13 protein-coding genes are annotated in these 12,524 nt (G+C 57.3%); 5 read left to right on the plus strand and 8 right to left on the minus strand.

Features of this window, described 5'->3' with window-relative positions:
* Positions 1-2 precede the first annotated feature (2 nt).
* The 5 genes from CWM54_RS20350 (at position 3) to coaD (ending at position 4,734) form a co-directional block, all read left to right on the plus strand.
* Complete coding sequence (locus CWM54_RS20350; protein ID WP_008806840.1) at positions 3-1,097, plus strand: glycosyltransferase; 1,095 nt, start codon at positions 3-5, stop codon at positions 1,095-1,097.
* 29 nt (positions 1,098-1,126) lie between these two features.
* The gene (locus CWM54_RS20355; RefSeq protein WP_008806839.1) at positions 1,127-2,116 is read left to right on the plus strand and encodes a glycosyltransferase; all 990 of its coding nucleotides are present in this window, start codon (positions 1,127-1,129) and stop codon (positions 2,114-2,116) included.
* Positions 2,117-2,207: 91 nt separating this feature from the next.
* A complete protein-coding gene (gene waaA / locus CWM54_RS20360) occupies positions 2,208-3,482 on the plus strand; it encodes a lipid IV(A) 3-deoxy-D-manno-octulosonic acid transferase (protein WP_008806838.1) in 1,275 nt (424 codons plus the stop codon).
* The gene (locus CWM54_RS20365; RefSeq protein WP_008806837.1) at positions 3,482-4,252 is read left to right on the plus strand and encodes a glycosyltransferase family 2 protein; all 771 of its coding nucleotides are present in this window, start codon (positions 3,482-3,484) and stop codon (positions 4,250-4,252) included. Before waaA ends, CWM54_RS20365 begins: the two co-directional genes overlap by 1 nt.
* A 2-nt stretch (positions 4,253-4,254) precedes the next feature.
* Positions 4,255-4,734: a pantetheine-phosphate adenylyltransferase gene (coaD, locus tag CWM54_RS20370; RefSeq protein ID WP_008806836.1), complete on the plus strand. Its 480-nt coding sequence runs from the start codon at positions 4,255-4,257 to the stop codon at positions 4,732-4,734.
* A gap of 181 nt (positions 4,735-4,915) precedes the next feature.
* Here coaD and mutM read toward each other — a convergent pair whose 3' ends face one another.
* The 8 genes from mutM to radC form a co-directional block, all read right to left on the minus strand.
* Entirely contained in the window at positions 4,916-5,725 is an 810-nt protein-coding gene (gene mutM, locus CWM54_RS20375) for a bifunctional DNA-formamidopyrimidine glycosylase/DNA-(apurinic or apyrimidinic site) lyase (RefSeq protein WP_039102646.1), read from the minus strand.
* Between the two features lie 63 nt (positions 5,726-5,788).
* Complete coding sequence (locus CWM54_RS20380; protein WP_100698258.1) at positions 5,789-8,122, minus strand: TonB family protein; 2,334 nt, start codon at positions 8,120-8,122, stop codon at positions 5,789-5,791.
* The gene (locus CWM54_RS20385) at positions 8,123-9,496 is read right to left on the minus strand and encodes a DNA-binding protein (protein ID WP_100698260.1); all 1,374 of its coding nucleotides are present in this window, start codon (positions 9,494-9,496) and stop codon (positions 8,123-8,125) included.
* Complete coding sequence (locus CWM54_RS20390; protein ID WP_100680975.1) at positions 9,486-10,211, minus strand: PP2C family serine/threonine-protein phosphatase; 726 nt, start codon at positions 10,209-10,211, stop codon at positions 9,486-9,488. The genes CWM54_RS20385 and CWM54_RS20390 overlap by 11 nt, the downstream gene beginning before the upstream one ends.
* A gap of 4 nt (positions 10,212-10,215) precedes the next feature.
* On the minus strand, positions 10,216-10,893 hold the full coding sequence (locus CWM54_RS20395) for a vWA domain-containing protein (RefSeq protein WP_061152950.1): 678 nt from the start codon (positions 10,891-10,893) through the stop codon (positions 10,216-10,218).
* A 206-nt stretch (positions 10,894-11,099) separates the two neighbouring features.
* Positions 11,100-11,267: a 50S ribosomal protein L33 gene (gene rpmG / locus CWM54_RS20400; protein WP_002922510.1), complete on the minus strand. Its 168-nt coding sequence runs from the start codon at positions 11,265-11,267 to the stop codon at positions 11,100-11,102.
* A gap of 20 nt (positions 11,268-11,287) precedes the next feature.
* On the minus strand, positions 11,288-11,524 hold the full coding sequence (rpmB, locus tag CWM54_RS20405) for a 50S ribosomal protein L28 (RefSeq protein WP_002436699.1): 237 nt from the start codon (positions 11,522-11,524) through the stop codon (positions 11,288-11,290).
* Between the two features lie 216 nt (positions 11,525-11,740).
* Positions 11,741-12,406, minus strand: coding sequence for a RadC family protein (gene radC / locus CWM54_RS20410; protein WP_061152949.1), 666 nt, complete (start codon positions 12,404-12,406; stop codon positions 11,741-11,743).
* Positions 12,407-12,524: the final 118 nt, after the last annotated feature.

Raw genomic sequence — 12,524 nt, forward strand, 5'->3', positions numbered from 1 at the left:
CGATGCGCATCTTATTTGTGATTGACGGTTTACCCGGCGGCGGCGCGGAAAAAGTGGTCCTGACCCTGGCGGCACAGTTCCTGCGCGACGGCGATCGGGTGTCGCTCATTTCGCTGCGCGATGTCTGCGAGTATCCGTTGCCCGAGGGTCTCGACTATCAGGTGGTGGCCGATCGCTGCCGTAAACCGTGGCGCAAGCTGACCGAGCTGTCCCGCCGCGCCCGCCAGCTGGACGCCGCGGTCATCCGGGCCGAACAGCAGGGGCAATTTGACCTCGTGCTTTCCAACCTGCACAAAACCGACCGCATCGTCGCCCGCAGCCGGGCGCTGCGCGAGCGTAACGTCTGGTTCTGCCTGCACGGCGTATTCTCTGCCTCCTATCTCGGGCACCGCACCGGCTTTGACCGCTGGATGAAGCAGCAGAAAATTAAGCGAATTTACCAGGGTCGCAACGTGGTGGCGGTTTCCGACGCCGTGGGACGCGATCTGGTGGAAGCCTTCGCCCTGCGTCCGGCACAGCTGAAAACCATCTACAACCCCTTCGATATCGCCACTCTGCGCGCCGAGGCGGAAGCCGAGAGCGAGCGACCGGCCGGTGACTATCTGATTCACGTCGGCCGCTTCCATCCAGGCAAACGCCACGACCGCCTGCTTGAAGCCTATGCGCAAAGCGGCATTGACGCGCCGCTGGTGCTGTTAGGCCAGGGAAAACCGGAGCAAGAGCAGCGCCTGCGCCAGCTGGCCAAAACGCTGCAGGTTGACGATCGGGTGTGGTTCAAGGGTTTTCAGAAAAACCCCTTACCGTGGATCAAAGGCGCACGGATGCTGGTTTTAAGCTCCGATAGCGAAGGATTCGGCAATGTGGTGGTGGAAGCGCTGCTGTTGCATACGCCGGTTGCCAGCACCCGCTGCCCCGGCGGCGTCACCGAGATCCTCACCGGCGAACTTGCCCGCGGTCTGGCGGATCTGACCAGTCCGGCGCTGGCTCAGACGATGCAAAGCATTTACCATAACCCGCCGACTATCGACGACGCCGCGCTGGAAAAATTCAGCGTCGTGTCCATTTGTCAGCAGTATCGTCAGCTGCAGCGCACCTGACGCCGTCAGTTAACCAGGATCGAAGATTTATGAGTCAAACGCCTTTATTGAGCATCGTGGCTGCCGTCTACAACGGTGAGAAATTTCTTGCGCAATTCTTTGAGTGCCTTGAACAGCAGCAGCTGGAAAGCTATGAACTGATCCTGGTGAACGATGGTTCGACGGACAACAGCCTGGCGGTGATCGCCGAATGGCGGGATCGGCTGCAGAACGTCCAGGTACTGGAGCAGGAAAACCAGGGCGTCTCGGTCGCGCGCAATACCGGCCTCGCCGCCGCCAGCGGCAAGTATCTCGCGTTTCCGGATATCGACGACAAACTCTATCCGGGCATGTATCGCACGCTGCTGGAGATGGCCGAGAAAGAACATCTCGATATCGCGACCTGCAACGGCACCTACGTGTACGAAAAGCGCCGCGAGAGCCACCCGATCTTCCCGCTGGATCGTCTGCCCTCGACCGGTGTGCTGCCGGGCCATGTCTGGCTCAAGCAGGCCCTGGACTCGCGGAAGTTTCTGCACGTCACCTGGCTCAACATCTATCGCCACGACTTTATCCGCCAGCACCACTTCCATTTCGAGCCCGGCCTGCGCCATCAGGATATCCCGTGGACGACAGAGGCGCTGCTGGCCGCGGAGCGCGTGCAGTACACCAGTCAGCAGTTCTATGATTACTACATCCACTCTGAGTCGGTGTCGCATAAGCCGGACAACGACGACACGCTGATGCGTTCGGCGCGCCACTATATGAAGATTCTGGAGATGCTGGAGGCGATCAACCAGCGCTACCCGGATAAAGTGCGCCATATCGCCGCCTGTCGCTGGCAGATCGCCAAAGAAGGCCTGGGGATCATCCACACCTTCGACAGCATGAAAGATGAGTCGAAAAAGCATGTTATTATTAAAGAATTCTTCGACCGCGGTATCTGGCGGTTAATCTGGAAAAACGCCTGTACTTTCCGTTTACGCTGGCGCCTGGGACGCCGTTATCTGCGTATTAAGCGTTATCGCCACGCGGTATAGACCAAAAACCCGCTGTTTCCGCCAAAGAGATAGCTTTACGCGGGCTAAATGCTTAGAATTTGCCCGCCAAAACAGAGAACGGATAAATAGTTTGGAATTGCTTTATACCACCCTACTTTACCTTATTCAGCCGCTGGTGTGGCTGCGGCTGCTGCTGCGCAGTCGTAAGGCTCCTGCCTATCGTAAACGCTGGGCGGAACGCTATGGCTTCTGTCAGAACAAGGTAGAGCCGGATGGCATTCTGCTGCACTCCGTTTCCGTCGGAGAAACCCTGGCCGCCATTCCGCTGGTTCGCGCTCTGCGCCACCGCTACCCTTCGATGCCGATCACCGTCACCACCATGACGCCGACCGGCTCCGAGCGCGCCATGTCGGCGTTCGGCAAAGATGTCCATCACGTCTATCTGCCCTACGATCTGCCCGGCGCCATGAACCGCTTCCTGAATACCGTTCAGCCGAAGCTGGTTATCGTTATGGAAACCGAGCTGTGGCCGAATATGGTGGCCGCGCTGCATAAGCGTAAGATCCCGCTGGTGATCGCCAACGCCCGCCTCTCTGAACGTTCCGCTAAAGGCTATGCCAAACTGGGCGGTTTTATGCGCCGTCTGTTAAGCCGTATTACGCTTATCGCCGCGCAGAATGAAGAAGATGGCAACCGCTTCCTCGCTCTGGGGCTGAAGCGCAACCAGCTGGCGGTCACCGGTAGTCTGAAATTCGATATCTCCGTCACCCCGGAGCTGGCGGCCCGCGCGATTACGCTGCGCCGCCAATGGGCGCCGCACCGCAAGGTCTGGATCGCCACCAGCACTCACGACGGCGAAGAACAAATCATCCTGCAGGCGCATAAAAAACTGCTGGAGACCTTCCCGAACCTGCTGCTGATCCTCGTTCCTCGGCATCCGGAGCGCTTCCCCGACGCGCGTGAGATGGTGCAAAAGGCCGGAATGAGCTTTACTCTGCGCAGCACCGGCGAGATCCCCTCCTCCAGTACCCAGGTGGTGATTGGCGATACCATGGGTGAACTGATGCTGCTCTACGGCATTGCCGACCTCGCCTTCGTTGGCGGCAGCCTGGTGGAGCGCGGCGGTCATAACCCGCTCGAGCCGGCGGCGCATGCCATTCCGGTGCTGATGGGGCCCCATACCTTCAACTTCAAAGATATCTGCGCCAAGCTGCAGCAGGATGATGGCCTGATCACGGTCACCGACGCCGACTCGCTGGTCAGGGAAGTGTCCACGCTCCTGACCGATGAAGACTACCGCCTGTGGTATGGCCGTCACGCGGTGGAAGTGCTGCACCAGAACCAGGGCGCGCTGTCGCGTCTGCTCAAGTTACTGCAACCTTACATGCCGCAACGGAGTCATTAATGTCGAACCGACTTTCCGTGGTGATGATCGCCAAAGATGCAGCGGACCTGCTGCCGGATTGTCTGGACTCCGTTAGCTGGGCAGATGAAATCATTGTCCTCGACTCTGGCAGTACCGACAACACCGTCGAGCTGGCCCGCCGCCTCGGCGCCCAGGTCTATACCCATACCGACTGGCGAGGCTATGGCATTCAGCGCCAGCGCGCGCAGGACTATGCCACCGGCGACTGGGTGTTGATGATCGATACCGATGAGCGCGTCACGCCAGAACTCAGGCAGGCTATTCTTAAGGTGCTGGCAGCGCCGCAGCGCGGCGCCATCTACAGTATTGCTCGTCGCAACTACTTTCTCGGACGCTTTATGCGCCACAGCGGTTGGTATCCCGATCGCGTGCTGCGCCTGTACGAACGCGCCCGTTACCGCTATAACGATAATCTGGTCCATGAATCGCTGGATAGCCTGGGCGCAGAGGTCATTCCGCTAACCGGCGATCTCTTGCATCTGACCTGCCGCGACTTCGCTGGCTTCCAGCAAAAACAGCTGGCGTATGCTGCCGCGTGGGCGCTTGAGCGCCACCGCAAGGGCAAGAAGACCTCGATGGCGGGGATTTTCAGCCATACCCTGGGCGCGTTCCTGAAAACGCTGCTGCTGCGCGGTGGGGTGCTGGACGGTAAGCAGGGCTGGTTACTGGCGATGGTCAACGCGCAGTATACGTTTACGAAATATACCGAGCTGTGGGCGCTGAGCCACGGCTACTCGGAGAAAGGGTAATCATGAGCACAAAAGCGATCTATCCGGGTACCTTTGATCCCATCACCAACGGTCATATCGACATTGTCACCCGCGCGGCGAGCATGTTCGATAAAGTGGTGCTGGCTATCGCCGCAAGCCCGAGCAAAAAGCCGATGTTTACCCTCGACGAGCGTATCGCGCTGGCCACCCAGGCTACAGCGCATCTGGTTAACGTGGAGGTTATCGGCTTTAGCGACCTGATGGCCAGTTTCGCGCGCGCACAGCAGGCCAATATCCTGATCCGCGGCCTGCGGGCAGTGGCGGATTTCGAGTATGAGATGCAGCTGGCCCACATGAACCGCCACCTGATGCCCACCCTCGAGAGCGTGTTCCTGATGCCGTGCAAAGAGTGGTCGTTTATCTCTTCCTCACTGGTGAAGGAAGTGGCGCGTCATCAGGGCGACGTTTCTCATTTCCTGCCAGCTAACGTCCACCAGGCGCTGTTGAATAAGCTGAAGTAACGCATCTATCTGCTGGGGCATGAGCCACGCAGGCTGGCGCTGCACTGCGCACCGCAGGCCCATCCACACCGGCTCTGTCCCGGTCTTTGTGCCAGGTGGCGCTACGCTGACCTGGCCTACAAACATCCCCGGCCCACCAGATGCGCACCCGCAGGCTCGCTGACCTGGCCGTTCCTGAGAACTACTTCTGGCACTGACGGCAATAAAAGGTCGCCCGCTGGGCATGTTTGGTCCCGACAACAGGCGTGCCGCAGATCCGGCACGGTTCGCCCTTGCGGCCATAGACCTGCAGCTCCTGGGCAAAATAGCCCGGCTTGCCATCGCTTTGCAGGAAATCCTTCAGCGTCGTGCCTCCCTGCTCTATCGAACGCAGCAGGACCAGCTTAATCACTTTCACCAGTTGCTCACACTCTTCCCGCGACAGTGAAGAAGCCAACCTGTCGGGATGGATCCCGGCCGAGAACAGCGATTCGCTGGCGTAGATATTGCCGACCCCTACCACCAGCTTGTTATCCATCAGCCAGGGTTTGATCGCAGTTTTTTTCTTCGCGCATTTCTGCTGAAGATAGTCGGCGTTAAATTCATCGCTGAGCGGCTCCGGGCCAAGATGCGCCAGTACCGGATGGTCTTCCAGCGTTTTGGTCCACAGCCAGGCGCCAAAGCGGCGCGGATCGGTATAGCGCAGCACCTTGCCATTACTCATGACCAGGTCAACGTGATCGTGTTTTTCGGCCGGTAGCTCTTCGCTCAGGATACGCAAACTCCCCGACATCCCGAGATGGACGATGATCCAGCCGTCCGGCAGTTCCAGAAGCAGGTATTTGGCACGACGCCGCACGCTGAGCACGGGTACATCGCTCAGGCGATAAATCTCCTCGGAAACCGGCCAGCGCAGCCGTCCGTTGCGCACGACGGCGTGCAGAATGGTTGCGCCAACCAGGTGCGGCTCGATGCCGCGGCGACTGGTTTCAACCTCTGGTAATTCAGGCATGATTTTCCTCATCTACATAGGCAGGCGTCACTATTTTACCTCGTTCAGGAGGCAGCGACGCGATTAGTGGAGAAAATTCACACCAACGGTCATCCGCCTGCCATCAGGCTGCGGTTTAAAGTTCCAGCGCCACAGCATATTGACCGCCTGCGCATCATACTGTTCCACTTCGCTGCTTTTGCTGATGAGAACCAGCGTCGGCATGCCAGTGTCATCGATATCAACGGTCAGTTCCGCCCGCCGTTCGTCCGGCCTCTGCGGCGCCTTCCACTCCACGTTGAAGAGAGCGGCGTTCAACACCTCATCCTGATCGATATCAACCGTCATGCGCTGCGCTGGATCCAGGGGGGCGACGGTTTCCTGACGATCCAGTTTTTTACTGGCGGGTAAGATCGCCGCGGCCTTCGCCGTATCCTCCCCTTTCGTTCTTTCCCCAAGGATATCGCCATAGTCGGCGTAGACCTTTGCCGAAAGAATCGCCTTACGTGGCCCCATGCCAACCCGCATCAGCAGCTTCGTCTTGATATTCTCTATTTTCTGCTCGGTATCCTCGGTGAGCGGCTGTAGCAGCATGGAAGCGATCATCGCGCCCATATACAGCTCAGGATCGCGCTCAGCCCACACGCTCCCCCAGGCCATCCACACCTGCGGATCCTCTGGCGCCAGCGCCAGCAGCTGCGACCATGCTGCCCGCTTCTCCTCAAAGGAAGCGTAACTTTTTCTGAACGCCAGATCCTTCAATAAGGGCGCGTAGTACGGGTGCGTATCCACCAGAGCCTCCATCGCCTCCGTCATTTCAGTAAAGCTTTCCATTCTGCCTTTGGTCGTTTTATCCCGCTTTTTGAGGTAGATAAGCTGTAACTGATGCGCCTCTTCCGCGCTCAGTCTCTGTTGCGGAAACAGCGTTTTCATTCGCGTAAATCGCGCAACCATTTCCTTCGCGGCGCTTTCCATCGCCGTTTTATCATGACGAGCGGCCAGCCGGGAAATGCGCATCGCCCGCGCCTCCATCTCCCCATAGTATTCTTCCGGCGGTACGCGATCGCTGATAAAGCTCACCGGCATCAATACGCGTTTTCCCTGCCGGTGAGAACCAAAACGCCACTCCTGCGCATAGTGCAACGCCGCCTGGTCGAACTCGGGAACGCCGCTGCTGCACTCAACGACCACGTTTAACAGCTCGCCGCTGGCGTCGGTATCCAGCGAGAGTATGGTCGTCGCTGACTTGATATATTTGTGTATCGCCGGATACAGCATCGCCTGCAAACTCTCTTTCCTGATGCCATAGCGCGCCGTATCAATGCTGACGTGGCCTGGAAAGCGTTCGTTAATCGGGCTGACGCTACGCACGGGAGCAGTTTTAAACACGATTGATTTTGCCAAAGGCAGCACCTTGCTCGCTTCACCCTGTTCTGTTGCATACTTATCCAACGGCAAGTCGCAGGAGCGCGTCTGCATCCGCGCCTGCAAAATGAGCAGGATTTGCCGATCTTCCGCTGGCATTTGCGCGATGTATGCTGCCAGCCGCTGCTGTAGCGCAGGCTGACGAGGGCTATCCTTCAGACCCTCCGCCATTAACAATCCGGTCGTAATGCTCTTTGTGAACGGCTGAAACTGCGAATTTCGCACCCGCTCATCATCGCGGGCCTGGATCAATGCTAATGCCCAGCCCAGCCAGGCATCCGGGTTTTCCGGCGCAATGGCAATGGCCCGGCGAAACGCCGTTTCCGCCTGCGCTTTATCCGCCTCGCTCGTCAGCGTCAGGACGGCCGTGGCCAGCGTCAGATCGCCACGGTCCGGCATCCAGGCCAGATAGTCCATCATTTTGGGTAATGCTTTCGCTTCCCGTTCACGATAGCCCAGCGCCTGCTGCCAGAGCGCATCCGCAGCTTCAGCATCTTCTTCATTCCAGCCAAGCGGCAGCACCGCCAGCGTTTTTTTCTGCGCGAGAAATTGCTCGGTGATGTTGTGCTGATTCAACGGCCCCCCACGCAGCGCTATCTGAATAAAACGGGCATGGCGGTTATAGAGAAAATCGGTCCAGGCGGGCATTTCCAGCTGATTCATACTCTGCCAGCGCCGCTGGTTTTGTTCGCCAAAAGGCACCTTGCATAGCGTAATACCGATGACAAAAACAATCTGCGCCACGGCGACGGCAAGATAGCCTTTATTGCGTCGGGTAACCGCCACCCACATCAGGGCAGAAAAATAGATCGTTCCCCCCAACCACAGGCCATAGAGATATAAACGCTGAGGATCATTGAGCGCGGCAGGTAACAGCGGCAGTGTATCCATTAAGCGGAACGGTGCGGACCACAGCAAGGAGACTAAATCCGGCGCCACAAAAGCCATCAACAACGCGAAAAAGAGAATGAGATATCTTAATTTCAGCGTCATTTATGGCTTACTCCGAATAATGGACCGGAATATCAGCGCCGCCACCCAGATAAAAATAATCAGTAACGCCGCAATATCAAACCATGCTGGACCAGAACCGTTGAGCCGGGCAAAACTGCGCGCCAGCCCCCCCATAATCAGCGTACTCATCAGCGCCAGCGCGCCATGCCAGGCAAACGAAGGAACGCTGCTGCGAATACTGCGCCACAACAGGGTTAACGGCCCCGGCCCGGTAGGTTGACGAGGTACGGCAGCGGCTGGCGCCCTGCGAGGCTGCCGCATTACCGGCGCGACCCGCGGGCGATCGGTTTCCGCTTGCTTACGCTGCTTTGCCTGTTTTATTCCCGCAACAACCTGTTTTTTCCGCGCGCAGACCAGGCACGGCATCCCGGCAAAATGCTGGTGTTTTTGGTGACAAAGCGTAATTTTTTGCGTGCTGCGTAGCGCATAAGGACGCAGCACCTGCGCCCATTCATCGGCGGAAGGTCGTCGGGCGGGTGAATCGCTAAATGCGCGATCGAAAAGCTTACGCAGCTCAACTGGCAGCAAATGGTGGGTACTGCCCGGCACCGGAACACTACTTTTTGCGGCATTGATACCGTAGGCGTAACAACGAGCGGCGATACGACCGGGTAAATCATCAGGTACCTTCGCCGATATCGAGCGACCGCTGTAGGGATGAATTCCGTGATTGAGTAGCTGGAAAATAATCACCGCCAGCGAAAAGCGGTCCTGCGCCTCCTCTTGCTCGCCGGGGACCTGGCCGATGCGTTGAAACTCAGGCGCCAGATAATCCGGCGTGAACTGCCCGGCAGGGAAACGCTCTCCCTCGCCCTGAATGCTAAAGCCATCGCAGTCCAGCAGCGCGATATAAAGGCTGTCGCGATAGAAACGCAGGTTGACCGGCTTCATATCGATAACCCGGTGCTGTCGGGCATGCAGCGCCGATACCAGGGTGGCAAGGTTGCTGGCCAGACTGACTTTTGCGCCTATCCCTTCCGGCAGATGGTGCGCCTTCGCCTGCCGTGCCTGTAAAATATACTCCAGCTCAATGGTGCGCTGGGTGTCGAGAACCGGCATGACAAAGCCCACTACGCGCTTGCGCTCGTCGTAGAGCAAATAGTCGGGCCATGCCAACTGGACAATCGACTCACCTTCCGCGGGGGCGGGGATCTCAGGCCGCTGCGACAGCATGGCGTTGAGCTTGCGCTGGTAGTAAGCGGTATCGGTCTGCGGATGGTAAAGTTTAGCAACGCGGGAAGGGTCATCCGCCAGGAAATAAACACTCCCCGCGCCGCCGCTCTTGATCAGTTTCCCCAGACGTACCGTGCGGCGCTGTCCGTCATAGCAGGCTGGCAGCTTTTTATGCTTCATGACGCAGGGCTACCAGAAGCGTCTTGTCATCACCGGTTATCGCCCAGGTGCGCGGGTCGTCCAGCGTGGCGCGCAGCGCTTCGCTTCCTTCAGCTTCTGAGACCTGCTGCACATAACGCAAAACCGGATCGATAAACGGAGAGAACAGCGCATCCCCACGCCGATTGAGCGCGAACGGCTGCACGCCGTCAGTCATCATCACCAGTCTCGTGGCTCTGCCAGAAAACTGGCTGATATGTAAATGCTCCCGCCAGTCGTCGCTGGTCAGGAACCAGGTCTGGTTAGCGTATTCGCCGTTTTCAGGCAGGGAGAAGTGCTGTTCGGCATCCAGGCTTAACGCCGCAGCGCCATCGCCAATATGCACTATCACAGAGGCGGCCTCTCCCAGCCAGGCAGCCAGAACGGTACAGGCAAAATCGCCCGCGGAAATTTCCCGCGCCTGCGCCTGTAGCAGCACGGTCTCGCGCACACTACCGAGCAACGTCGCCAGCTGATTTTCATCCGGCGCCGTGATGAATGTCGCCAGGCGATCGGCCAGCGCATGCGCGACCAACGCTGCGCCCTGTTCGCTATAAGCGGCAGAGCCTGCACCATCGCATACGACGGCGACAAGCCGTTCGCCCAGCTGGCGATAGCAAAAGGCATCCTGGCAGGGAAGTTGATTTTGTCGGTGGCTGCTACCCATGACCGACGCTGCGTATACGCGCCAGTTCATCGTATCAGACCGAAATTTCGGACCAGCTATCCGTCGGCGGTAGCTGTGCTTTACCGCCCGGTGTCGACTGCGACACCACCTGCATACTGGCGCTGAGCCAGAGGAACAGCTCGCGGAACTGCAATCCCTTCAGCTGCTTCACGCCGTTAATGCCGCTACGACTGAACTGCCCCATCGACTCAGTTGCTTCGTGTCCTACGCTAATCGGAAACACAGCGACTTTATTTGCCGCCTGCGCATCACGGCACGCCTGCGCTGCCGCCTGCCAGTTGTCGGTGGGCTCGCCATCCGACATTAAAAACAGCCATGGTCGGGTATAGGGGACGCCAGCCGCTTTCAGGCGCTGTTTTTCCGCTTCAATTTCGCCCAGCGCCAGGCTAACAGCCTGCCCGGTGGGCGTCAGGCCACTGGCCTCAAGCTCGGGGGCGATGAAGTCCATCGCATCACACCAGTCGCCATACAGCTCGCATTCATCATAGCCGCCGTATTTAATCACCAGCAGGCGAACGCGCTTAGCGGCGATGACATCCTGCTTAAGCTCTTCCTCCAGCAGCTGTAGCCCCTGATTCAGTTGGGCGATGGGCTGGCCCTGCATGCTGCCTGAACAATCGAGGACCAAAATTAACGGTGTACGCTGTTCGCTGTTATCGATAAATGAAACATCTGGAATAAAAGAGGCCATAACAATCCCTGTCGCTGATTTTCTGTACCGGAAGAATAGACAGACTATACAAGCAAGACAAGAAAAACCTTTATATTCATTAAGTTAATTGATTTTGAGTTAATAATTAAAAGAGGGATATATGATAAGTTTTGAAGGTGTTTTGCCTGAATAATGGCAATAAAAAACCCCGCCGGGGCGGGGTTTTCATTACAAGAAAGCGAAAATTATTTGATTTTAGCTTCTTTGTAGATAACGTGCTGACGTACAACCGGATCGTACTTTTTCAGTTCCATTTTTTCCGGTTTGGTACGCTTGTTCTTCGTGGTGGTGTAGAAGTGACCAGTACCAGCGGAAGAAACCAGCTTGATTTTCTCACGAATACCTTTAGCCATGATTTATTTCCTCTAAGTACTTAGTACTTTTCGCCACGGGCACGCAGTTCAGACAGAACTGTATCGATGCCTTTCTTATCGATTACACGCATACCTTTAGCAGATACGCGCAGGGTGACAAAACGCTTCTCGCTCTCAACCCAGAAACGGTGAGAGTGCAGGTTCGGCAGGAAACGGCGTTTAGTCGCGTTCAGTGCGTGGGAACGGTTGTTACCGGTCACCGGACGCTTGCCAGTAACTTGGCAGACTCGGGACATGTCTATTCTCCAAAAATCAAATTAGCTCGAGCTTCGTATGGGGTATTGGCGCCTCGTCAGGCTTTACAGCCTGGTCATCGCAGTTCAATGTGAACTCTCGACTGCCAGGCCCAAATGCCAAACCCGAGATTCTCAAAGGTGGCGTAGTATACGCTGACTCGGCGATGTGCTCAAGTCCCGAACAGACAAAGATCCCGAAGGATCGCCAGTTCGGGGCTAAATCCAGCCACGCTCGGCAAAAGATACATACGCACCGCGGCCGATAACCAGATGGTCAAGCACGCGTATCTCCATGAATCGACAACATTTTACCACCCTTTCGGTAATCAGCCTGTCAGCCTGGCTCGGCTCCGGACTACCGGAGGGATGATTATGCGCAAGGATCACGGCGGCAGCGTTCACTTTGATGGCTTCGCGTACAATTTCTCGCGGATGCACCTCAACGTGGCTAAGAGTACCAGAAAAAAGGCGACTATGTTTCAACACGCGGTTCTGATTATCTAAAAAGATCACCATAAAGATCTCGCGCTCCTCTTCCGTGAGCTGGCTTTGTAAAAATTCCCGCGTCATTGAGGGGCTGACCAGCGCAGCCTCCTCGACCAGCTGCGAGCTAAAATAGCGTCGCGCCAGCTCGGCAATGCCCTTCAGTTGCGCATATTTCGCCAGCCCCAGTCCATCCACGGCTATCAGTTGCGCTTTATCCGCGGAAAGCAGAGCGTAGAGCGAGCCAAAACGCTGCAGTAACGCCTGCGCATAGCTGAGCACATCCTGACGACGCGTGCCGACACGCAGAAACAGCGCCAGCAGCTCAACATCCGTTAGCGCTTCGATGCCGTATTGCAGCATCTTCTCCCGTGGCATCAGATTTTCCGTTCCGTCCATGCGCCCTCCTGCGTTAATCAGGCTATCCTGGCACAGCCTGACGGCGCTGCCGACCCGCGGCTTTTCACCCTGCGTAGCCGCTCGCAAAGTGAATGCCCACCAGAGGCACGACGGCGAC

The sequence above is a fragment of the Klebsiella sp. D-Nf1 genome, assembly GCF_002810515.1.
Taxonomy (GTDB): Bacteria; Pseudomonadota; Gammaproteobacteria; order Enterobacterales; family Enterobacteriaceae; genus Klebsiella; species Klebsiella variicola.